The following is a 21,853-nucleotide window of genomic DNA, read 5'->3' on the forward strand; positions in this document are numbered from 1 at the left end:
ATGGGGGCGTATCCAGTGGGCGGCAACGGCGCTACCGCCGGTTCCGGCAGCACAGGCGGCTCGGACGCCGTCAAACGACCCAACGCGCAGTTGGGTTCGTGGTTCATGCGCAGCGGCTGGTCCAAGGGCGAACTGGCCCGGCAGGTCAACCGCCGGGCGCGGCAGATGGGCGCCCACCACATCAGCACCGACACCTCCCGCGTCCGCCGCTGGCTCGACGGCGAGCAGCCGCGCGAGCCCATCCCGCGGATCCTGTCGGAGCTGTTCTCCGAACGCTTCGGCTGCGTCGTCGGCGTCGAGGAACTGGGACTGCGCACCGCACACCAGTCCCCGTCCGTCTCCGGCGTCGACCTGCCCTGGGCCGGCCCCCAAACCGTCGGCCTCATCAGCGAGTTCTCCCGCAGCGACCTGATGCTGGCCCGCCGCGGCTTCCTCGGCACCTCCCTGGCGCTCGCCGCCGGCCCCAGCCTCATCGAACCGATGCAGCGCTGGCTCGTGCCGGTGCCCGCCCCCCAGGGAAGCGACCGCGCGCAGGCCGACCGCTCCCGGCGGCCCGCCCGGCTGTCCAAACCGGAACTGGACCTGCTGGAGTCCACCACCGCGATGTTCCGGCAGTGGGACGCGCAGTGCGGCGGCGGACTGCGCCGCAAGGCGGTCGTCGGCCAGCTCCACGAAGTCACCGACCTCCTCCAGGAGCCCCAGCCCGAAGCCGTCACCAAGCGCCTGTTCAAGGTCGCCGCCGAGCTCGCCGAACTGGCCGGCTGGATGAGCTACGACATCGGCCTCCAGCCGACCGCCCAGAAATACTTCGTCCTGGCCCTGCACGCCTCCAAGGAGGCCGGCGACCGCCCCCTGGGCTCCTACATCCTCTCCAGCATGAGCCGCCAGATGATCCACCTCGGCCGGCCCGACGACGCGCTGGAACTCATCCACCTCGCCCAGTACGGCAGCCGCGAGAGCGCCACCCCCCGCACCCAGGCCATGTTGTATGCGATGGAAGCCCGCGCCTACGCCGGGATGGGACAGCCCAGCAAGGTCAAGCGGGCCGTGCGGATGGCCGAGGACACCTTCTCCGACACCATGCCCGGCGAGCCCGAACCGGACTGGATCCGCTTCTTCTCCGAAGCCGAGCTCAACGCCGAGAACGCCCACTCCTACCGCGACCTCGCCTACGTCGCCGGCCGCAGCCCCACGTACGCCTCCCTCGCCGAGCCCGTCATGGAGCGCGCCGTGGAACTCTTCGGCAAGGACCCCGAACACCAGCGGTCCTACGCCCTCAACCTCATCGGCATGGCCACCGTCCGGCTCCTGCAGAAGGAGCCCGAGGCGTGCGCGGAAATGGCGCAGAAGGCGATCCCCTTCGCCCGGCAGGTCCGCTCCGAGCGGGTCAACACCAGGCTGCGCAAGACCGTCGACACCGCGGCGCGCGAATTCGAAGGCGTCGCCGAGGTGATCCAACTGAGCGACGAGCTCTCCCGCCAGCTCCCCGAAACCGCCGCAGCGGCCGGCTGACCCGCGCCGCCCACCAGACCCCGGCCACGGCCACCACCCCGTACAGCCCGACTCGGCTTCCCCACGCCAGGTCACGCGGGTGGCAGCCGTGGCCGGGCCGTTTCGGGCCCCGCCGCGGACGGTTTCGGCCCGTTGAACGACCCGCGCCACCCCCTCCAGGCAGTTCACCGGGGCGTAACACTCGGGCCGCCTTCGTCACTGCCGCGAAACACCGCCAAGGTTTGGCCGAAACCACGCTGCGACAACCTCATGGCGAAGTCGGCCCAGAGAAACATGCCCGCACGGGCCGCATCGACGACGAGGAGACGCCGATGCCCCCAGGCATCCTGACGCTTGCAGACGGCCTCGCGGCTGAGAAAGTGACACTCAGCCCCGCCAACACCGGATTCATGCTCATCTGCTCCGCCCTGGTGATGGTCATGACCCCCGGACTCGCCTTCTTCTACGGCGGCATGGTCCGGGTCAAGAGCGTGCTCAACATGCTGATGATGAGCTTCATCAGCCTGGGCATCGTGACCATCCTGTGGGTCCTCTACGGCTTCGGCCTGGCCTTCGGCACCGACAGCGGCGGCATCATCGGCTGGAGCGGCGACTACGCCGGACTCAGCGGCCTCGGCCTGACGGAACTGTGGGGCGCCAGCACCATCCCGGTGTACGTCTTCGCGGTCTTCCAGCTCATGTTCGCGGTCATCACCCCCGCCCTGATCAGCGGCGCCCTCGCCGACCGCGTGAAATTCACCGCCTGGGCCCTGTTCATCGCCCTGTGGGTCACCGTCGTCTACTTCCCCGTCGCCCACTGGGTGTGGGCCGAGGGCGGCTGGCTCTTCGACCTGGGCGTCATCGACTTCGCCGGCGGCACCGCCGTCCACATCAACGCCGGCGCCGCGGCCCTCGGCGTGATCTTCGTCGTCGGCAAGCGCATCGGCTTCAAGAAGGACCCGATGCGCCCGCACAGCCTGCCGCTGGTGATGCTCGGCGCCGGCCTGCTGTGGTTCGGCTGGTTCGGCTTCAACGCCGGCTCCTGGCTCGGCAACGACGACGGCATCGGCGCCGTCGCCTTCGTCAACACCCAGGTCGCCACCGCCGCCGCCATGCTCGGCTGGCTCGCCTACGAAAAGCTGCGCCACGGCTCCTTCACCACCCTGGGCGCCGCCTCCGGCGCGGTCGCCGGACTCGTCGCGATCACCCCGGCCTGCGGCGCGGTCAGCCCCCTCGGCGCCATCGCGGTCGGCGCCATCGCCGGTGTCCTGTGCGCCATGGCCGTCGGCCTGAAGTACAAGCTCGGCTACGACGACTCCCTCGACGTCGTCGGCGTCCACCTCGTCGGCGGCGTCGCCGGATCGCTGCTGATCGGCCTGTTCGCCACCGGCGGCGTCCAGAGCGAGGCCAAGGGCCTCTTCTACGGCGGCGGCCTCGAACAGCTCGGCAAGCAGGCCATCGGCGTGGGCGCGGTCCTGGCCTACTCCCTGATCGTCTCCTTCGTCCTTGCCAAGGTCATCGACCTGGTGATGGGCTTCCGGGTCAGCGAGGACGAGGAAATGGCCGGCGTCGACCAGGCCGCGCACGCCGAGACGGCGTACGACTTCACCGGCGCGGGCGGCGGCACCGTCGCCCGCAAGGGCCCGGCACTGGGCGAGGCACTGACAAAGAAGGTGGACGCGTGAAGCTCATCACGGCAGTAATCAAGCCGCACCGGCTGGACGAGGTCAAAGACGCACTCCAGGCGACCGGCGTACACGGCCTGACCGTCACCGAGGCCAGCGGCTACGGCCGGCAGCGCGGGCACACCGAGGTCTACCGCGGCGCCGAGTACACCGTCGACCTGGTGCCCAAGGTCCGCATCGAGGTCCTCGTCGAGGACGCCGACGCCGAAGAGGTCGTGGAGGTCGTCGTCAAGGCGGCCCGCACCGGCAAGATCGGCGACGGAAAGGTGTGGAGCGTCCCCGTCGACGAGGCGGTCCGCGTCCGCACCGGCGAACGGGGCCCGGACGCCCTGTGACGCGCTGACTCACCGGCGGCCGGTCCGGCCGCGACCCGCGTGCGGCACCTCCGCACCCGCGCCGCGGCCGGACCGGCCCCACCGGCCACCCGCCGCCCCCGCGCCGCATGGCCGCCCACCCCGCGGCGGCCCACACTGACACCAGGGACAACGGTGACGGCAGGGGCGACGGCGACGGCGGGGGACGACACGACCAAGGAGCGCCCGCGTTGACGGAGAGCGTCGAGGACACCACGGGTCAGGCCCCCGCGCCCGCCCCGCACCCCGCCCCGGAGAGCGACCCCACCCCCCACAGCGGCTACGCCGCCGCCCGGCTGCGGCTCCTCCAGGACGACGCGCCCGCCGGCCCCGAACGCCGCGCCGCCCTCGCCCGGCTGACCGACGACTGGCTCGCCACCCTCCTCGCCGGCGCCGCCCCCCGCCTGCCGGGCGCCGCACTCGTCGCCGTCGGCGGCTACGGCCGCGGCGAACTCTCCCCCCGCAGCGACCTCGACCTGCTCCTCCTGCACGACGGACGCGCCCCCGCCAAAGCCGTCGCCGCCCTCGCCGACCACCTCTGGTACCCCCTGTGGGACCTCGGCCTGGACCTCGACCACTCCGTACGCACCCTCCCCGAGGCCCGCCAGGCCGCCCGCGACGACCTCAAGGTGCAACTCGGCCTCCTCGACGCCCGCCACCTGGCCGGCGACCCGGACCTGACCGCCGCCCTGCGCACCGCCGCCTACGCCGACTGGCGCGAAAGCGCCCCCCAACGGCTGCCCGAACTCCACGCCCTGTGCCAGGACCGCGCCGACCGGCACGGCGAACTGCAATACCTCCTCGAACCCGACCTCAAGGAAGCCCGCGGCGGCCTGCGCGACGCCACCGCCCTGCGCGCCATCGCCGCCTCCTGGCTCGCTGACGCCCCCCGCGGCGGCCTCGAAGCCGCCCGCACCCGCCTCCTGGACACCCGCGACGCCCTCCACCTCGTCACCGGCCGCGCCACCGACCGGCTCGCCCTCCAGGAACAGGACCAGGTGGCCGACGCCCTCGGCCTCCTCGACGCCGACGCCCTGCTGCGCCAGGTCTACGAAGCCGCCCGCACCCTCTCCTACGCCGCCGACACCACCTGGCGCGAAGTGGGCCGGGTCCTGCGCGCCCGCTCCGCCAAAGCCGGCCTGCGCGGCCTGCTGCACGGCCGCACCGCCGGCAAGGGGGAACGCACACCGCTCGCCGAAGGCGTCGTCGAACACGACGGCGAAGCCGTCCTCGCGCGCACCGCCCGCCCCGAACGCGACCCCGTCCTGGTCCTGCGCGCCGCCGCCGCGGCCGCCCAGTCCGCCCTGCCCCTGTCCCCGCACGCCGTCCGCCGCCTGGCCGCCGCCGCCCCGCCGCTGCCCGTGCCCTGGCCCGCCGAGGCCCGCGAACAACTCCTCACCCTCCTGGGCGCCGGCCCCTCCACCGTGCCGGTCTGGGAATCCCTGGAAGCCGAAGGGCTCATCACGCGGCTGCTGCCCGACTGGGAACGGGTGCGCTGCCGCCCCCAGCGCAACGCCGTCCACACCTGGACCGTCGACCGGCACCTCGTCGAAACCGCCGTCCGGGCCTCCGCCCTCACCCGCCGCGTCCACCGCCCCGACCTGCTGCTGATCGCCGCCCTCCTGCACGACCTGGGCAAAGGCTGGCCCGGCGACCACAGCGTCGCCGGCGAGACCATCGCCCGCGACCTCGCCACCCGGCTCGGCTTCGACGCCCGCGACACCGCCGTGATCGCCACCCTGGTCCGCCACCACCTGCTGCTCATCGAAACCGCCACCCGCCGCGACCTGGACGACCCGGCCACCGTCGCCGCCGTCGCCGAAGCCGTCGGCAGCGCCGGCACCCTCGAACTCCTGCACGCCCTGACCGAAGCCGACGCCCTCGCCACCGGCCCCGCCGCCTGGAGCGCCTGGCGCGACTCCCTCGTCACCGACCTCGTCAAACGCGTCGCGGCCCAGCTCGCCGGAGAAGCCGCCCCCGACCCCCGCGACAGCGAACAGCCCACCGCCGAGGAAGAACGGCTGGCCATCGAGGCCCGCCGCACCGGCGGCCCCGTCCTCGCCCTGCACACCCGCCCCGAAGCCACCCCCCGGCCCGAAGCCCCCGCCGACACCGACGGCCCGGGCGCCGGCCCCGAACCGGTCGGCGTCGAACTCCTCATCGCCGTCCCCGACCAGCCGGGCGTCCTCGCCGCCGCGGCCGGCGTCCTCGCCCTGCACCGCCTCACCGTCCGCGCCGCCGACCTGCGCGCCCTCGACCCCCTCGGCGACGGCCCGGTCCTCCTCCTGAGCTGGCGGGTGGCCGCCGAATACGGCTCACTGCCCCAGGCCGTACGCCTGCGCGCCGACCTCCTGCGCGCCCTCGACGGCACCCTCGACGTCCCCGCCCGCCTCGCCGAACGTGAACGCGCCTACGCCCGCCGCTCCCGCGCCGCCCTCGCCCCGCCGCCCCGCGTCAGCGTCGCCCCCGGCACCTCCCGCACCGCCACCGTCATCGAGGTCCGCGCCCACGACGCCCACGGCCTGCTCCACCGCATCGGCCGCGCCCTGGAGGACTGCGGCGTCACCGTCCGCAGCGCCCATATCAGCACCCTGGGAGCCGACGCGGTCGACGCCTTCTACGTCACCGACACCCAGGGAAACCCCCTGCCCGGCGACCGGGCCGCCGCCGTCGCCCGCCGGGTCCAGACCACCCTGGAATAACCGCGCCCACCCCGCCCGCTGCCCCCGTACCGGCGGGCAGCGGTGGCACGCTTGCCCGGCCGGATACCCTAGGAGGCGATTGTCTCCGCCCCCGACCCCGAGGATCGACGACCGCCGTGTTCGATACGCTTTCCGACCGCCTGGCGAGTACCTTCAAAAACCTCCGGGGCAAGGGCCGCCTCTCCGAGGCGGACATCGACGCCACGGCGCGCGAAATCCGTATCGCCCTGCTCGAGGCCGACGTCGCACTCCCCGTGGTGCGCGCCTTCATCAAGCAGGTCAAGGAGCGCGCCACCGGCTCCGAGGTCTCCCAGGCGCTGAACCCCGCCCAGCAGGTCATCAAGATCGTCAACGAGGAGCTCGTCGGCATCCTCGGCGGCGAGACCCGCCGCCTGCGCTTCGCCAAGACCCCGCCGACCGTCATCATGCTCGCCGGCCTCCAGGGCGCGGGCAAGACCACCCTCGCCGGAAAGCTCGGCCGCTGGCTCAAGGGGCAGGGCCACACCCCGCTGCTCGTCGCCTGCGACCTCCAGCGCCCCAACGCCGTCAACCAGCTCTCCGTCGTCGCCGAGCGCGCCGGCGTCGCCATCTACGCGCCCGAGCCCGGCAACGGCGTCGGCGACCCCGTCAAGGTCGCCAAGGACTCCCTCGAATTCGCCCGCGGCAAGCAGCACGACGTCGTCATCGTCGACACCGCCGGCCGCCTGGGCATCGACCAGGAACTGATGCGGCAGGCCGCGGACATCCGCGACGCCGTCAGCCCCGACGAGGTCCTCTTCGTCGTCGACGCGATGATCGGCCAGGACGCGGTCAACACCGCCGAGGCCTTCCGCGACGGCGTCGGCTTCGACGGCGTGGTCCTCTCCAAGCTCGACGGTGACGCCCGCGGTGGCGCCGCGCTGTCCATCGCGCACGTCACCGGCAAGCAGATCATGTTCGCCTCCAACGGCGAGAAGCTGGACGACTTCGACGCGTTCCACCCGGACCGCATGGCGTCCCGCATCCTCGGCATGGGCGACATGCTCTCGCTCATCGAGAAGGCCGAGCAGACCTTCAGCCAGGCCGAGGCCGAGAAGATGGCGGCCAAGCTCCAAAAGGGCCCCAAGGAATTCACGCTCGACGACTTCCTCGCCCAGATGGAGCAGGTCCGCAAGATGGGCTCCATCTCCAAGCTGCTCGGCATGCTGCCCGGCATGGGCCAGATGAAGGACCAGATCAACAACCTCGACGAGCGCGAGGTCGACCGCACCGCCGCCATCATCAAGTCGATGACACCGGCCGAGCGCCACGAACCGACGATCATCAACGGCTCGCGCCGCGCCCGCATCGCCAAGGGCTCCGGCGTCGACGTCAGCACCGTCAAGAACCTCGTCGAGCGGTTCTTCGAGGCCCGCAAGATGATGTCGAAGATGGCCCAGGGCGGCGGCATGCCCGGCATGCCGGGGATGCCCGGCATGGGTGGCGGCGGAGCCAAGAAGAAGAAGCAGGTCAAGCAGGCCAAGGGCAAGCGCAAGAGCGGCAACCCCATGAAGCGCAAGGCCGAGGAAGAGGCCGCGGCCGCCCGCCGCGAGGCCGGCCAGGGCGCCAACCCGCTCGGCCTGCCCCAGCCCGGCCAGGAGCCGCAGAACTTCGAACTCCCCGAAGAGTTCAAGAAGTTCATGGGCTGACCCCCGGCAACACGACAGCGAGCCCCCGGCCACGCACGGCCGGGGGCTCGCTGTCGTTCACACCGGCGCCACGCCGCCGGACAGGGCGCCACCCACACCTACCCCGCCACGGCCACCACGCCCACCGCTACTGGGTGCGGGCGATCAGATACCGGAACACGTTCGGCATCCACACCGTCCCGTCCGCCCGCTGATGCGGATGCAGCGCCTCACCGAGCTCCTTCTCCACCTGCCGCCGCTCGGCCACCTCCAGCGCCGCGTCGAACAACCCCGTCGACAGCAGCCCGCGCACCGCGCTCGCCACATCCGCGTACCCGAACGGGCACGCCACCCGCCCCGAACCGTCCGGCCGCAACCCGGCCCGGTCCGCCAGCTCCTCCAGGTCGTCGCGCCCACTGGGCCGCCAGCCACCCGCCGTCCGCAGCGGATCCGCGAGCCGCTGCGCCACCCGCAGCACCCCGGCCGTCGCGCAGCGCTCCACCGGGCCCCAGCCCCCCAGCACCACCGCGCTGCCCCGCTCGGACAGGCCGGCCGCCGCCGTCAGCGACGCCGTCAGCCCCTCCACGGTGCTCACACAGCCCACCGGATGGAACGCGGTGACCACGGTGAACGGCGCGCCCTCGGCCGCCGCCTCCTCCAGCCCGCCGCTGACCATCCGGGTGACCTCCGGCCGGCCGTCCGGCGTCAGCCGCTCCCGGGCCAGCTCCAGCCGGCACTCGTCCGCGTCCACACCGCTGACCTGAGCGCCCCGCGCCGCGGCGAGCAACAGCGCCAGCCCCGAGCCGCAGCCCAATCCCAGCAGCCGGGTGCCGACACCGACACCCAAACGGTCGTAAGCCGCCTCGTAGAGCGGCACCAGCATGCGCTCCTGGATCTCGGCCCAGTCACGAGCGCGGGCCCTGGCGCCGGCCGCGGCGGAAAGGTCCTCGGAACCCATGGGTCCGGAGTTCGGAAGGTGGTGCCGTACGAGCGTGGGTGACATCGAAAGCGCCCCTTTTCGCCGAAGAACCCGAAGCTGTTCAGTGCCGATCGCCCCCGTATCGGCGCGTTGTGCGCCCCGTTCCACACAACTGCGCATCTGTCCGGGCGTCCAGGGGTTGCGCCGGGGTTGTCTCCCGCGCGCCCCCGTGTGCGCCGGGGCCGCTCCCTGGATCGCCGTTCCAGGGTGCCCCGGCTCGCGCGGATCCGCCACGCCAGCCCCGCCACTGCCGCTGCCGCACGGCCGCCGGTGTCCGGGGAGCCTACGGTGGGTATGCGGGGGTGGTCCGCAACGACGCGGCGCGGGTCGAGGGCCTTCCCCGGAGGCCGGGTCCCGGCCCGGAGACCCCGGATACCGGCGGTAACATCACCGCGAAGATCATTACGCCGTATACGACCGCGCTACGCCGTGCGGCGTACGCGGGCATACGTACCGGCTTGCGGGCCGCTGGGCGCCTTCTGCGCAGATCGGCGCACCGCGCCCCCGCCATAACTCATGACCGGAAACTGACTGGTACGTGCAAATTATTTGAGATGCCCCGGAATCGGAACACGGGGACGCCCCGGCTCGTTGTCACGACGTGAGCACGACACCGCCTGTTCTCGCCGCCGAGCTGGCGCTCGCGTGGGCCGATATTCAACGGCACCACCCCGAGCTGCCGGACCTGGCCGCGCCCGAGTCCCTGATCGGAGAGTCCTCGTCCGCCTGTGGCGCCGAGCTCTCCTTCGAACGGCTGCTCCACGAGGCCGTCCACGGCATCGCCGCCGCCCGCGGCATCCGTGACACCTCCCGGGCAGGCCGCTACCACAACCGCCGATTCCTGGCGATCGCCGAGGAACTGGGCCTGGACCACACCGACGAGCCGCATCCCAGCAGCGGTTTCTCCCTGGTCACGCTCAACCCCGAAGCCAGAAGGCGCTACCGCCCCACCATCGAACGGCTCGCCAGAGCACTCAAGGCCCACACCGCCGCCACCGCCACCGACACCGCCCGCAGCTTCCGCGGCCCGGCCGCCCGGCACGGCTCCTCCGGAGGCGGCGTCCGCGTCAAGGCCGTCTGCGACTGCGGACGCAACGTCCGCGTCGTCCCCTCGGTCCTGGCCCAGGCGCCGATCGTCTGCGGGGGCTGTGGCAAACCCTTCCGCATCCCCGAAGTAGCCGCGGTCGGTTGACCGCACGGCGTGTGGCACAATGGCTAGCTGTACTCGACAGTCGCATAGGACCCCTCTCTCCTCCGGCTGACGCGTCCATCGGGCACCCCGAGTACCGCAACCCCACGTGGCATCCCGTTGTGCCCAACCACGTCAAGACCAGGAGACACCACTTCCGTGGCAGTCAAGATCAAGCTGAAGCGTCTGGGCAAGATCCGCGCGCCTCACTACCGCATCGTCATCGCCGACTCCCGTACCCGCCGTGACGGCCGGGCCATCGAGGAGATCGGCCTGTACCACCCGGTGCAGAACCCCTCGCGCATCGAGGTCGACTCCGAGCGTGTCCAGTACTGGCTCGGCGTCGGCGCGCAGCCGACCGAGCCCGTCATGGCCATCCTCAAGGTCACCGGCGACTGGCAGAAGTTCAAGGGTCTGCCGGCCCCGGCGCCCATGAAGGTCGCCGAGCCCAAGGCCGACAAGCGCGCCCTCTTCGAGGCCGCGGCCAAGGACTCCGGCAACGAGCCGAAGGGTGAGGCCATCACCCCGAAGGCGAAGAAGGCTGACAAGAAGGCGGACGAGGCTGCGGCCGAGTCCACCTCCGAGTCGACCGAGGCCTGAGCATGCTCGAGGAAGCCCTCGAGCACCTCGTCAAGGGCATCGTCGACAACCCCGACGACGTGCAGGTAGCCTCGCGCACCCTGCGCCGCGGGCGCGTGCTGGAGGTCCGGGTCCACCCCGACGACCTCGGCAAGGTGATCGGCCGCAACGGCCGCACCGCCCGCGCCCTGCGGACCGTCGTGGGCGCCATCGGCGGACGGGGCATCCGCGTCGACCTCGTCGACGTGGACCAGGTCCGCTGAGCAGTTGAACACCGGCTCGGGCCGGGGAGGGCCCACGGGTCGTCCCCGGCCCGAGCTCGTCTGTGATCACCCCCGACGATCCCCCGTCCCCGATCACCGACCCACGAACGTCTTCACCACCGAAAGCGGCGGCGGCCCAGCCGCGAAGAGGAGCCAAGCGTGCAGCTCGTAGTCGCGCGGATCGGCCGCGCCCATGGCATCAAGGGCGAGGTCACCGTAGAGGTACGCACCGACGAGCCCGAACTGCGGCTCGCCCCCGGAGCCGTCCTCACCACCGAGCCGTCCTCCGCCGGACCGCTGACCATCGAGACCGGCCGAGTCCACAGCGGCCGCCTGCTGCTGCGCTTCGAAGGCGTCAAGGACCGCACGGCCGCCGAAGCCCTGCGCAACACCCTCCTGATCGCCGAGGTCGACCCCGAGGATGTCCCCGAGGACCCCGAGGAGTTCTACGACCACCAGCTCATCGACCTCGACGTCGTCACCCGCGACGGCACCCCCGTCGGCCGGATCGCCGAGGTCTCCCACCTGCCCTACCAGGACCTGCTCATCGTCAAGCGGCCCGACGGCAGCGACGTCATGATCCCCTTCGTCGCCGAGATCGTCCCCGAGATCGACCTCGAAGAGCAGCGCGCGGTCATCGAACCGCCCCCCGGCCTCCTCGACGACAGCCAGGCCGAGGTCGCCTCCCAGCGCGAGGACACCTGATGCGCCTCGACGTCGTCACGATCTTCCCCGAATACCTCGAACCGCTGAACGTCTCCCTCGTCGGCAAGGCACGCGCCCGCGGACAGCTCGACGTCCGCATCCACGACCTGCGGGACTGGGCACACGACAAGCACAACACCGTCGACGACACGCCCTACGGCGGCGGCCCCGGCATGGTCATGAAACCCGAACCGTGGGGCGAGGCGCTCGACGACGCCCTCGCCTCCGGCGACGGCGAGCCGGTGATCATCGTCCCCACCCCCAGCGGCGAGCCCTTCACCCAGCAACTCGCCGTCGAACTCTCCGCCAAGCCCTGGCTGGTGTTCACCCCCGCCCGCTACGAAGGCATCGACCGCCGCGTCATCGACGACTACGCCGAACGCCTCGACGTGCGCGAGGTCTCCATCGGCGACTACGTCCTGGCCGGCGGCGAAGCCCCCGTCCTGGTCATGGTCGAGGCCATCGCCCGGCTGCTGCCCGGCGTCCTCGGCAACGCCGCCTCCCACCAGGACGACTCCTTCGCCCCCGGCGCGATGGCCGACCTCCTCGAAGGCCCCGTCTACACCAAGCCCCCCGAGTGGCGCGGCCGCACCATCCCCGACGTCCTGCTCAGCGGCCACCACGGCAAGATCGCCCGCTGGCGCCGCGACGAAGCCTTCCGCCGCACCGCCCGCCTGCGCCCCGACCTCATCGAACGCGCCGACCCCGCCGCCTTCGACAAACACGACCGCGCGATCCTCGCCGCACTGGGCTGGTCCGCCGGCCCCGACGGCCGATTTGGGCGCAGCACCGCGGACGTGGAAGAATAGGCCGCTGCTGTGTGCGTCCGGCGCGCGCCCCTGCCACAGGGGGAACGACGCCCGCCCGACGGAACGGCATCCGAGACATCATTCCGACATCCCGTTGATGACCTGTGGCATCAGCGAAGAAAGCAGTAGGTCATGCACCTTCTCGACACCGTCGACTCCGCATCGCTGCGCAGCGACATCCCGGCCTTCCGCCCGGGTGACACCATCAACGTCCACGTCCGCGTCATCGAGGGCAACCGCTCCCGTGTGCAGCAGTTCAAGGGCGTTGTCATCCGCCGCCAGGGCGCCGGCGTCCGCGAGACCTTCACGGTCCGCAAGGTCAGCTTCTCCGTCGGCGTGGAGCGCACCTTCCCGGTGCACACCCCGATCGTCGAGAAGATCGAGGTCGTGACCCGCGGTGACGTCCGCCGCGCCAAGCTGTACTTCCTCCGTGACCTCCGCGGCAAGGCCGCGAAGATCAAGGAGAAGCGCGACAAGTAAGCCGCGCCCGCCCGGACCGCGATTTTTAGCGCCCGGGCAACGCAAAGCCACGCGCGCGTCCGGCGCCCGGACCCGGCCCGCTAGGCTCAGGGCCCGATGGACAACGACGCACAGCACTCGGAGCGCGACCACTCTCCCGCCCCCGCACAGGGGCCGGAGCAGAGGTCGCGCTCCGCGCGTTTCCCCGGCCGCCCGGCCCTGACCCCGCGCCGCCCCCTCACGCTCCTCGCCCTCTGCCTGGCCTTCGCACTGCTGCTCAGCGCCTTCGTCGCGCAGCCCTTCCTGATCCCCAGCTCCTCCATGGAGAACACCCTGCGGATCGACGACCGGGTACTGGTCAACAAGCTGGCCTACCGCTTCGGCGACGCGCCCCGCAGAGGCGACATCGTGGTCTTCGACGGCACCGGGTCGTTCGTTCACAGCGAGCCGGGGGAGAATCCCGTCACGGCCCTGCTGCGCGGGGCCGGCGCGGCGCTGGGACTGGCCCGGCCCGCCGAGACCGACTTCGTCAAGCGCGTCGTCGGCATCGGCGGCGACCGTGTGACCTGCTGCGACAAACGGGGGCGGATCGAAGTGAACGGTGAACCCGTGACCGAGGGCTATCTCCACCCGGGCGACGCGCCGTCCGCCGTCGAGTTCGACATCGAGGTCCCCGAGGGAAAGCTGTGGGTGATGGGCGACCACCGTGCCAGATCCCGCGACTCGCGCGACCACCTCGGGGAAGCGGGCGGCGGAACCGTGCCCGTCGACAAGGTCATCGGCCGCGCCGACTGGATCACCTGGCCGGTCAGCCGCTGGACCACCCTGGACCGGCCGCGCTCCTTCGACGGCATACCCGCCCCGGCAGGGACCCATGGGTAACCGAGGACGGCCCCGCCACGGGCAGCGCACCGCCACCGCGCCACCGCCCCGCCCCGACACCGGCGCCCCCGGGGAGCCGGGCGACGACACCACGGGCGCACGGCCCCGCCGCCCGGCGACCGGCGGGCGCGCCGAGCGACGACGCCAGGCCCGGCGCATCAAACGCCGCAGGCGCCGCTCCTACATCAAGGAAATCCCCATCCTCATAGGCGTGGCCCTGGCCATCGCCCTGGTGCTGAAGACGTTCCTGGTGCAGGCGTTCGTGATCCCGTCCGGCTCCATGGAGCAGACGATCAAGATCGGCGACCGGGTGCTCGTCGACAAACTCACCCCCTGGTTCGGTTCCACACCCGAACGCGGGGACGTCGTCGTCTTCAAGGACCCCGGGAAATGGCTGCCCCCCGGCGAACGCCCGGCGCAGGACCCGGCGGGCGTCAAACAGTTCAAGGAATTCATGACCTTCATCGGCCTGCTGCCCTCGGCCGACGAACAGGACCTCATCAAACGGGTGGTCGGCGTCGGCGGCGACACCGTCAAATGCTGCGACAAGCAGGGCCGCGTCACCGTCAACGGCGTACCGCTCACCGAGCCGTACGTCCACCCGGGCAACCCGCCCTCCCAGCTCAAGTTCACCGTCAACGTCCCCACCGGACGGATCTTCGTCATGGGCGACCACCGCTCGGACTCCGCCGATTCGCGCTTCCACCTGGACGAGCCGTACCGTGGCACCGTCTCGGAGGAAAACGTCGTCGGCCGGGCCGTGGTGATCGCCTGGCCGTTCAGCCACTGGCGCCACCTCGACGAGCCCGACACCTTCGCAACCGTGCGCGACGCGCCGGGCGCCAAGGCGTCCGGCGCCGCGGCCCCGCATAGGGTGTCCTCCGAGAGTTTGACCGTACTCCCGACCCCTGCGGAACTCCCGCTCGTTATGGGAGTGGTGGGCCTGCACCGACTGACGGGTGGGCGAAAGCGTGGAGTGAGGAGCGGATGTGGGGGACTTGGCGGTCGGCGCGCGGTCCGGAACGGAAGAGCCCGAAGAGCCGGCGGGACACGGTGACGCCCAGCCCGCGGCGAGTTCCGTGCACCAGCCGCAGGCGCAGCGGCCAACACAGCCGGAAACGGCAGCGGACGAGGAGGGCAGCGGCAGCGTGAAGCAGGGCAAGAAGCCGCGCGCCTTCTGGAAAGAGCTGCCGATCCTCATCGGCATCGCGCTCCTCCTCGCCCTGCTGATCAAGACGTTCCTGGTGCAGGCGTTCTCCATCCCGTCCGACTCCATGCAGGACACCCTGCAGCGCGGGGACCGGGTCCTGGTCGACAAACTGACACCGTGGTTCGGGTCGACACCCGAGCGCGGCGAGGTCGTCGTCTTCCACGACCCGGGCGGCTGGCTCAACGAGACGCCCACCCCCGAGCCCAACGTCATCCAAAACGTCCTCAGCTTCATCGGCCTGATGCCCTCGTCCGAGGAGAAGGACCTGATCAAGCGGGTCATCGCGGTCGGCGGCGACACGGTCGAATGCCAGGGCACCGGCCCGGTCAAGGTCAACGGCAAGGCCCTCAAGGAGGACTCCTACGTCTTCCCCGGCGCCACGCCCTGCGGTGACCGGCCGTTCGGACCCATCCACGTGCCGAAGGACCGCATCTGGGTCATGGGCGACCACCGCGACGACTCCCTCGACTCCCGCTACCACCAAAACCTCAAGGGCAACGGCACCGTCTCGGTCGAAAAGGTCGTCGGCCGCGCCTTCACCGTCGCCTGGCCGCTCAACCGCTGGGCCACCCTGCCGGTGCCCGACACCTTCGACCAGCCCGGCATCAACCAGGCGACGGCGGCCGCGCCGGCCGCCCTGGGCCTGGCCGGCGCGGTGCCGATCGTGCTGTGGCGCCGCCGGAGGCTGACCGCGGAACGTACCCCCAGGTAGGGTGCCGTCCCAGATCTTCGACGCGGGCCGGGCCCGCGGGGTGGGAGCGCTGGGATGAGCAGCACGACGCGACGCAGGACCGACGGCCGCGGCCGGACCACGGGCAGTGTGCTGTCCGGTCTGGCCGTGGCCGTCGGCTGTGCACTGTTCCTGGGCGGCTTCGTGTGGGGAGCACTGATCTACCGCCCGTACACGGTCCCCACCGACTCGATGGCCCCGACCATCGAAGCCGGAGCCCGGGTCCTGGCCGAGAGGGTCGACGGCTCCCAGATACGCCGCGGCGACGTCGTCGTCTTCGAGGACGCCGTCTGGGGCACCCTGCCCATGGTCAAGCGCGTCGTCGGCGTCGGCGGCGACAAGGTCGCCTGCTGTACCAAGGAAGGCCGCCTGACCATCAACGGAACCCCCGTCGAGGAACCGTATCTGCGCAGCGACGGCCCGGCCTCGCCGACCGGCTTCAAAGCCACCGTCCCCACCGGCCAGCTCTTCCTCCTGGGCGACCACCGAGGCGACTCCCTCGACTCCCGCGTCCACCTCACCGACGGCGACCACGGCGCCGTACCGCGCACCGCCGTCCAGGCCCGCGTGGACGCCCGCGCCTGGCCACTGGGCAGCGTCGGCATGATGCACCGCCCCGCCGCCTTCGCCGCCCTGCCCGGCGGCACCTCCCAGCCCGGCCCGATCCGCCCCATCACCTTCGCCGTCGCGGCCGGCGCCGTCCTCGTCCTGGGGGGCGCCGCTTACGGGCCGCTCGCCCGGCGGGTGGGGCGGAGGCGTGGGTGACGTGACGGGAGAGGGCTCGGCGGACGTCGCCGACGGGCCGGTCGAGGTGCGCCAGGTGGCTCGCGTGGTGCTGCTCGACCCCGACGACCGGATCCTTCTCCTCCACGGCTTCGAACCCGGCCGCCCCTCCGAGACCTGGTGGTTCACCCCCGGCGGCGGCCTCGAAGGCACCGAGACCCGCGAAGCGGCGGCCCGCCGCGAACTCGTCGAGGAAACCGGTCTCACCGACGCCGTCCTCGGCCCCGTCCTGTGGAAACGCCGCTGCTCCTTTCCCTTCGACGGGCGGCGCTGGGAGCAGGACGAGTGGTACTACCTGGGCCGGACGGACCGGACTGCGACCCACACCGCCGGGCACACGGACCTGGAACGGCGCAGCGTCTCGGGACTGAGGTGGTGGACTTTGGAGGAACTGTCCGCCGCGCATGAGACGGTGTATCCGACCAGACTCGTCGAGCTGCTGCGCAGGCTGCTCGACGAAGGGCCCCCAAGTGCGCCGGTCCTCCTGGAGACCGAGCGAGCCTGACGCACAATAGGGGGACGCACGGCTGAAGGGGATCTGCCATGAGCGCCGAGGACCTCGAGAAGTACGAGACCGAGATGGAGCTGAAGCTCTACCGGGAGTACCGCGACGTCGTCGGGCTGTTCAAATACGTGATCGAGACCGAGCGACGTTTCTACCTCACCAACGACTACGAGATGCAGGTGCACTCCGTCCAGGGCGAGGTCTTCTTCGAGGTCTCGATGGCCGACGCCTGGGTATGGGACATGTACCGCCCCGCTCGCTTCGTGAAGCAGGTGCGGGTCTTGACGTTCAAGGACGTGAACATCGAGGAGCTCAACAAGAGCGATCTGGATCTTCCGGGGAGCTGAGTTCGGTAACGCTTCGTGGTCGTGGTCGTGGTCGTGGTCGCGGTCGCGGGTGGCGGCTGGGGATGGCCGACCTTGGGGCGCACCCATGGCTGATCGCCGCGGGTGACGTGGTTATCCACAACTGATCGGTTATCCACCAAGATCCAATAGGTTCGCGCGGAAGCGTCACTGTCGGTGCCGGAGGTGGTGCCGCATGAACGCAATGCAAACCGGCCGACAGGCCATGGACCCCACAGGAACCACGGCCCTCACACGAACTACGGCCCTCGCACGGACCACACGCCCAGCACGAACGCCGGGCACAGCGCCGACCACGGGAACAGCGTCCACCACGGGCACAGGCCCGACCACGACGGAGCGGGCCGCGGAGCCGGGCCGGCGCTCTGGCCCCGGCGCCGAGCGCCGAGCGCCGGGCGGGGGTGCGCCCCCGGGCACGGACGGCGCGGAACGCACCACGGGCAAGAGCTCGCCGAAGCGCCGAACCCGGACAGCCGCCAAGACCACAGCACCCGCCATGGCCACCGAGCCTGCCAAGGCCACCAAGGCCACCAAAGCTGCCAAGGTCCCCAAGCCGCCGGACTCCCGGCGCGCCCTCGGACGCTACGGCGAGGACCTGGCCGCCCGGCGCCTCATCGAGGCCGGAATGCGGATCCTCGACCGCAACTGGCGATGCCGCGACGGCGAGATCGACATCATCGCCACCGACCACGACGCCCTGGTCATCTGCGAGGTGAAAACCCGCCGCGCGGGCTGGTACGAGCACCCCATGGCCGCCGTCCGCGCCGAAAAAACCCAGCGGCTGCGACTCCTCGCCGAACGCTGGCTTGAGCGCCACGGAGGCCCCCCGCCCGGCGGCGTACGCATCGACGTCATCGGCGTCCTGCTACCGGCCCGCGGCGCCCCCGTCGTCGAACACGTACGCGGGGTGGCGTAATGGGATTCGCCCGAACCTGCTCCGTCGCCCTCGTCGGCGTAGAAGGCGTCGTCGTAGAAGTCCAGGCCGACCTCGAACCGGGCGTCGCCGCCTTCACCCTCGTCGGACTGCCCGACAAGAGCCTGCTCGAATCCAAGGACCGGGTGCGCGCCGCCGTGGTGAACTCCGGCGCCGAATGGCCACAGAAAAAGCTCACCGTCGGCCTCAGCCCAGCCTCCGTCCCCAAAGGCGGCAGCGGCTTCGACCTGGCCGTGGCCTGCGCCGTCCTCGGCGCCGCCGAACGCCTCGACCCCCGCGAACTCACCGACCTCATGATGATCGGCGAACTCGGGCTCGACGGCCGCGTCCGCCCCGTACGTGGTGTCCTGCCCGCGGTCCTGGCCGCAGCCGACGCCGGCTACCGCCAGGTCGTCGTCCCGGAACGCACCGTCGCCGAAGCCTCACTCGTCCCCGGCATCTCCGTCCTCGGCGTCCGCAGCCTGCGCCAGCTCATCGCCGTCCTCACCGACGAACCCGTGCCCGAAGAGGAGGACACCCTCGAAGGAGGCCGCCCCGACCCCCTGCTCGCCGGCCTCGTCGTCCCCGGCACAGGCATCGGTACGGGCCTGCCGTCCGGCGACCGCCCCCTCGACCTGTCGGATGTCGCCGGCCAGCACAACGCCCGACGCGCCCTGGAGGTGGCCGCCGCCGGACGCCACCACATCTTCTTCAAAGGCCCGCCCGGCGCCGGGAAAACCATGCTCGCCGAACGGCTCCCCGGCCTCCTCCCGCCCCTCTCACCCAAGGAATCGCTGGAGGTCACCGCCGTCCACTCGGTCGCGGGCACCCTCCCACCGGGCCAGCCACTCGTCGACCGCCCGCCCTACTGCGCCCCGCACCACTCCGCCACCATGGCCTCCCTCGTGGGCGGCGGCAGCGGGTTACCCCGCCCCGGGGCCGTGTCCCTCGCCCACAACGGCGTGCTGTTCGTGGACGAGGCCGCCGAATGCAGCGCACGCGTCCTGGACGCGCTGCGTCAGCCCCTCGAATCCGGCCACGTCGTCGTCGCCCGCGCCGCCGGCATGATGCGCATGCCCGCACGCTTCCTCCTCGCCCTCGCGGCCAACCCCTGCCCCTGCGGACGCCACGGCACGATCGGCGGCGGCTGCGAATGCCGCCCCTCCTCGATCCGCCGCTACCGGGCCCGCCTGTCCGGCCCCCTCATGGACCGCGTGGACCTGCGCATCGCTGTCGAGCCGGTAGCCCGCTCCGAACTCGCCGCCCTGGGCAGCGGCGCCGAACCCACCGCGGCCGTGGCCGAACGGGTACGGGCCGCCCGCGACCGCGCCGTGGCGCGCTACGCCGGCACGCCATGGCGCACCAACAGCGAGGTGCCCGGCCACGAACTGAGAACCCGCTGGCAGGTCCAGCCCGGCGCACTGGCCCAAGCCGAACGCGACCTGGAGTGCGGTCTGCTGACGGCCCGCGGCCTCGACCGCGTCCTACGCGTCGCCTGGACCTCCGCCGACCTGGCCGGCCGAGACCGCCCCACACGAGACGACGTCAACTGGGCCCTGGAACTACGCACCGGCGTCCGCCGAGGAACGACGGCGACGCGGCCGTCAGGGCCAGGACCAAAGCGCCCGCCAGCGAGGGAACGGGATGCCAGGAAGCCCACGACGGCAGCGACGGCCATGCCGAGGCCGATGACGCCCTCAGCAACGTTGCCGCCACCGGAATCGAGGACGCCACCGCCGGCGACGACCCCACCGCCGAAAACCACGCCACCGGAGACGGTGACGCCACCGATGGGTGCCCGCAGACCGTAGCGGCGCTGGCGGCGCTGGCGGCGGTGGCGGCGCTGGCGGCGGTGGCGGCGGTGGGGGCTCGGGGCGGAGGCGGGCGCGGCGGGGGTGGGGGAGGGGAGGGGGAGGGCCCCGAACGAACGTCGAGGCCGAGGCACGTACGACGCGCCCTGCCCACCGCCCGCCGCACCATCCGCCCCCCACCGCAACCTCCCCCGCCATCTGCCCCCCACCCGCACAAGGAACCCCGAGCCGCAGCCCTACGGCCCCGGCCCACCACCCGGACAAGAGCAACCGACCGATAACTGGGGGACGAACAATGAACGGAACGGACGCATGGGGCTTCGCCAAGGGCGAGGCGGCAGCCGGCGGTGCCACCGACCGGAGCGCCACGAGCCCGGCGGCGGACGACGAAGGGGCCCCACACCGCGAGGGCATCGAGCCGGAGCGCGCCGCGCGTGCGGCGCTCACCCGCATCCTCGAACCCGGTGACGAAACCGCCGGTCGCTGGCTGCGCGAGATGGGCCCCCTCGCCCTGTGGCACGCCCTGGCCGACGACGACGCGGAACCGCCCCGGGGAGCCGGCCGCGACAAGATCGCCGGACTCCGGCTGCGCGCCGAACGGGCGAACCCCGCGGCGGACCTCGCCGCCGTCACCGCGCTCGGCGGCCGGTTCATCTGCCCGGGAGACGAAGAATGGCCCGGCCAGCTCGACGACCTCGGTGACGGCCGTCCCATCGGCCTGTGGGTCCGGGGCATCGGAAACCTCCGCCTCTGGGCCCTGCGCTCGGTCGCCGTCGTCGGCGCGCGGGCCTGCACCGAATACGGCGCCCACCTCGCCGCCGCCCTCGGCGCCGGCCTCGCCGACCGCGGCTGGACGGTCACCTCCGGAGCCGCGTACGGCGTCGACGGCGCGGCCCATCGCGGAGCCCTGGCCGCGGACGGCGCCACCATCGCCGTACTGGCCTCCGGCGTCGACTACGCCTATCCCCGCGGTCACACCGAGCTGATCGGTCGCATCGCCGAACAGGGCCTCGTGGTCGCCGAGTTACCGCCGGGCGACCACCCCACCCGTAGCCGGTTCGTCCAACGCAACCGCGTCATCGCCGCCCTCGCGCGGGGAACCGTCGTCGTGGAGGCCGAACTCCGCAGCGGCTCGCTCGTCACCGCCCGGCGAGCCCTCGCCCTCGGCCGCTACACCATGGGCATGCCAGGACCCGTCACCAGCGGACTGTCCGCCGGTGTCCATCAACTCCTCCGCGACGAGGCGGCGGTGGTCACCGACGCGGACGAGGTCATCGAGCTCGTCGGCAGCATCGGCGACCTCGCGCCCGAGCGATCCGGGCCGACCGTCGCCCGCGACCTGCTGGACCCCGTAGCGGCGCGCGTACTGGAGGCGCTGCCGGCACGCGGCGGCGCGGACGCCGCCCACCTGGCGAGGGAATCCGGCACCCCCCGCCAGGTCACGCAAGGCAAGCTCTTCGAGCTGCAATCCCTCGGATTCGTTCAAAGGTGCGGGGCCGGCTGGGAGTTGGCGCGACGCGCCGAGGCCACCGATGCTTCCCGGCGAGGCGGTACTTGACCTGGGGCGAACGGGTGAAAGGGTGAGGGGAATGACCGCAGAATCCAGGTTTGCCTTGCTTCGGCATGCGGCGCCGACCCGCTGGTGCATAGCCGACGCGGCACCACGGGCGTAACGAAGCCCCGCCCGCCGCGTCACCGCGTCGGCCCGCCCCTTCCGCCGGGAACGCGTGTCCGGCTCGACGTCCGGTTGTCGCCACGCCGTACGAGTAACCCTGAGGTGCGGGCAGCGGAACG

General features: G+C 72.1%; 21 protein-coding genes. 20 read left to right on the forward strand and 1 reads right to left on the reverse strand.

The features are described from left to right. From nsdA to ffh, 5 genes are all read left to right on the forward strand, one after another. Nucleotides 1-1,512: a transcriptional repressor NsdA gene (nsdA, locus tag ACZ45Z_RS14345; protein ID WP_468361461.1), complete on the forward strand. Its 1,512-nt coding sequence runs from the start codon at nucleotides 1-3 to the stop codon at nucleotides 1,510-1,512. A gap of 311 nt (nucleotides 1,513-1,823) precedes the next feature. Next, nucleotides 1,824-3,176 carry an ammonium transporter gene (locus tag ACZ45Z_RS14350; RefSeq protein ID WP_468361464.1) on the forward strand — a complete coding sequence of 451 codons (1,353 nt, stop codon included), beginning with the start codon at nucleotides 1,824-1,826 and terminating at the stop codon, nucleotides 3,174-3,176. Further along, nucleotides 3,173-3,511, forward strand: coding sequence for a P-II family nitrogen regulator (locus ACZ45Z_RS14355; RefSeq protein ID WP_468361467.1), 339 nt, complete (start codon nucleotides 3,173-3,175; stop codon nucleotides 3,509-3,511). The genes ACZ45Z_RS14350 and ACZ45Z_RS14355 overlap by 4 nt, the downstream gene beginning before the upstream one ends. 209 nt (nucleotides 3,512-3,720) lie before the next feature. Beyond that, a complete protein-coding gene (locus ACZ45Z_RS14360) occupies nucleotides 3,721-6,231 on the forward strand; it encodes a [protein-PII] uridylyltransferase (RefSeq protein ID WP_468361470.1) in 2,511 nt (836 codons plus the stop codon). 116 nt (nucleotides 6,232-6,347) lie between these two features. Beyond that, on the forward strand, nucleotides 6,348-7,898 hold the full coding sequence (ffh, locus tag ACZ45Z_RS14365) for a signal recognition particle protein (protein ID WP_468361473.1): 1,551 nt from the start codon (nucleotides 6,348-6,350) through the stop codon (nucleotides 7,896-7,898). A gap of 127 nt (nucleotides 7,899-8,025) precedes the next feature. Here the strand turns inward: ffh and ACZ45Z_RS14370 are convergent, their stop codons facing one another. Continuing rightward, nucleotides 8,026-8,880: a methyltransferase domain-containing protein gene (locus tag ACZ45Z_RS14370; protein ID WP_468361476.1), complete on the reverse strand. Its 855-nt coding sequence runs from the start codon at nucleotides 8,878-8,880 to the stop codon at nucleotides 8,026-8,028. Between the two features lie 577 nt (nucleotides 8,881-9,457). Between ACZ45Z_RS14370 and ACZ45Z_RS14375 the strand changes: the two genes are divergently transcribed. The 15 genes from ACZ45Z_RS14375 (at nucleotide 9,458) to dprA (ending at nucleotide 21,617) form a co-directional block, all read left to right on the forward strand. Continuing rightward, on the forward strand, nucleotides 9,458-10,048 hold the full coding sequence (locus tag ACZ45Z_RS14375) for a hypothetical protein (protein ID WP_468361479.1): 591 nt from the start codon (nucleotides 9,458-9,460) through the stop codon (nucleotides 10,046-10,048). Nucleotides 10,049-10,204: 156 nt separating this feature from the next. Next, nucleotides 10,205-10,645: a 30S ribosomal protein S16 gene (rpsP, locus tag ACZ45Z_RS14380; RefSeq protein ID WP_030080385.1), complete on the forward strand. Its 441-nt coding sequence runs from the start codon at nucleotides 10,205-10,207 to the stop codon at nucleotides 10,643-10,645. Between the two features lie 2 nt (nucleotides 10,646-10,647). Continuing rightward, nucleotides 10,648-10,887, forward strand: a complete 240-nt coding sequence (locus ACZ45Z_RS14385) for an RNA-binding protein (protein ID WP_003980229.1) — start codon at nucleotides 10,648-10,650, stop codon at nucleotides 10,885-10,887. 159 nt (nucleotides 10,888-11,046) lie between these two features. Beyond that, nucleotides 11,047-11,592: a ribosome maturation factor RimM gene (rimM, locus tag ACZ45Z_RS14390; protein ID WP_468361484.1), complete on the forward strand. Its 546-nt coding sequence runs from the start codon at nucleotides 11,047-11,049 to the stop codon at nucleotides 11,590-11,592. Beyond that, entirely contained in the window at nucleotides 11,592-12,401 is an 810-nt protein-coding gene (gene trmD, locus ACZ45Z_RS14395) for a tRNA (guanosine(37)-N1)-methyltransferase TrmD (protein WP_468361487.1), read from the forward strand. Before rimM ends, trmD begins: the two co-directional genes overlap by 1 nt. A gap of 132 nt (nucleotides 12,402-12,533) precedes the next feature. Continuing rightward, a complete protein-coding gene (rplS, locus tag ACZ45Z_RS14400; RefSeq protein WP_468361490.1) occupies nucleotides 12,534-12,881 on the forward strand; it encodes a 50S ribosomal protein L19 in 348 nt (115 codons plus the stop codon). A 96-nt stretch (nucleotides 12,882-12,977) separates the two neighbouring features. Continuing rightward, on the forward strand, nucleotides 12,978-13,742 hold the full coding sequence (lepB, locus tag ACZ45Z_RS14405; protein WP_468361493.1) for a signal peptidase I: 765 nt from the start codon (nucleotides 12,978-12,980) through the stop codon (nucleotides 13,740-13,742). Next, nucleotides 13,735-14,799 (forward strand): signal peptidase I, encoded by a 1,065-nt coding sequence (lepB, locus tag ACZ45Z_RS14410; protein WP_468361495.1) that lies wholly within the window; start codon nucleotides 13,735-13,737, stop codon nucleotides 14,797-14,799. The genes lepB (ACZ45Z_RS14405) and lepB (ACZ45Z_RS14410) overlap by 8 nt, the downstream gene beginning before the upstream one ends. A gap of 91 nt (nucleotides 14,800-14,890) precedes the next feature. Continuing rightward, complete coding sequence (gene lepB / locus ACZ45Z_RS14415; RefSeq protein WP_468361498.1) at nucleotides 14,891-15,664, forward strand: signal peptidase I; 774 nt, start codon at nucleotides 14,891-14,893, stop codon at nucleotides 15,662-15,664. 54 nt (nucleotides 15,665-15,718) lie between these two features. Next, nucleotides 15,719-16,447 (forward strand): signal peptidase I, encoded by a 729-nt coding sequence (gene lepB, locus ACZ45Z_RS14420; protein ID WP_468361501.1) that lies wholly within the window; start codon nucleotides 15,719-15,721, stop codon nucleotides 16,445-16,447. Then, complete coding sequence (locus ACZ45Z_RS14425; RefSeq protein ID WP_468361503.1) at nucleotides 16,440-16,970, forward strand: NUDIX hydrolase; 531 nt, start codon at nucleotides 16,440-16,442, stop codon at nucleotides 16,968-16,970. The genes lepB (ACZ45Z_RS14420) and ACZ45Z_RS14425 overlap by 8 nt, the downstream gene beginning before the upstream one ends. A 38-nt stretch (nucleotides 16,971-17,008) precedes the next feature. Next, the gene (locus ACZ45Z_RS14430; protein ID WP_003980220.1) at nucleotides 17,009-17,317 is read left to right on the forward strand and encodes a DUF2469 domain-containing protein; all 309 of its coding nucleotides are present in this window, start codon (nucleotides 17,009-17,011) and stop codon (nucleotides 17,315-17,317) included. Nucleotides 17,318-17,831: 514 nt separating this feature from the next. Then, nucleotides 17,832-18,251, forward strand: a complete 420-nt coding sequence (locus tag ACZ45Z_RS14435; protein WP_468361506.1) for a YraN family protein — start codon at nucleotides 17,832-17,834, stop codon at nucleotides 18,249-18,251. Then, a complete protein-coding gene (locus ACZ45Z_RS14440) occupies nucleotides 18,251-20,059 on the forward strand; it encodes a YifB family Mg chelatase-like AAA ATPase (RefSeq protein ID WP_468361509.1) in 1,809 nt (602 codons plus the stop codon). Before ACZ45Z_RS14435 ends, ACZ45Z_RS14440 begins: the two co-directional genes overlap by 1 nt. A 295-nt stretch (nucleotides 20,060-20,354) precedes the next feature. Beyond that, nucleotides 20,355-21,617 (forward strand): DNA-processing protein DprA, encoded by a 1,263-nt coding sequence (gene dprA / locus ACZ45Z_RS14445; protein WP_468361512.1) that lies wholly within the window; start codon nucleotides 20,355-20,357, stop codon nucleotides 21,615-21,617. The last annotated feature ends 236 nt before the right edge of the window (nucleotides 21,618-21,853 follow it).

It is taken from the genome of Streptomyces sp. NPDC031210 (assembly GCF_055570395.1).

Coding starts and splice junctions, on each gene's coding strand:
- nsdA (WP_468361461.1), top strand. CDS start 1: ATGGGGGCGTATCCAGTGGGCGGCAACGGCGCTACCGCCGGTTCCGGC.
- ACZ45Z_RS14350 (WP_468361464.1), top strand. CDS start 1,824: ATGCCCCCAGGCATCCTGACGCTTGCAGACGGCCTCGCGGCTGAGAAA.
- ACZ45Z_RS14370 (WP_468361476.1), bottom strand. CDS start 8,880: ATGTCACCCACGCTCGTACGGCACCACCTTCCGAACTCCGGACCCATG.
- ACZ45Z_RS14385 (WP_003980229.1), top strand. CDS start 10,648: ATGCTCGAGGAAGCCCTCGAGCACCTCGTCAAGGGCATCGTCGACAAC.
- trmD (WP_468361487.1), top strand. CDS start 11,592: ATGCGCCTCGACGTCGTCACGATCTTCCCCGAATACCTCGAACCGCTG.
- rplS (WP_468361490.1), top strand. CDS start 12,534: ATGCACCTTCTCGACACCGTCGACTCCGCATCGCTGCGCAGCGACATC.
- lepB (WP_468361493.1), top strand. CDS start 12,978: ATGGACAACGACGCACAGCACTCGGAGCGCGACCACTCTCCCGCCCCC.
- lepB (WP_468361495.1), top strand. CDS start 13,735: ATGGGTAACCGAGGACGGCCCCGCCACGGGCAGCGCACCGCCACCGCG.
- lepB (WP_468361501.1), top strand. CDS start 15,719: ATGAGCAGCACGACGCGACGCAGGACCGACGGCCGCGGCCGGACCACG.
- ACZ45Z_RS14430 (WP_003980220.1), top strand. CDS start 17,009: ATGAGCGCCGAGGACCTCGAGAAGTACGAGACCGAGATGGAGCTGAAG.
- ACZ45Z_RS14435 (WP_468361506.1), top strand. CDS start 17,832: ATGGCCACCGAGCCTGCCAAGGCCACCAAGGCCACCAAAGCTGCCAAG.
- ACZ45Z_RS14440 (WP_468361509.1), top strand. CDS start 18,251: ATGGGATTCGCCCGAACCTGCTCCGTCGCCCTCGTCGGCGTAGAAGGC.
- dprA (WP_468361512.1), top strand. CDS start 20,355: ATGAACGGAACGGACGCATGGGGCTTCGCCAAGGGCGAGGCGGCAGCC.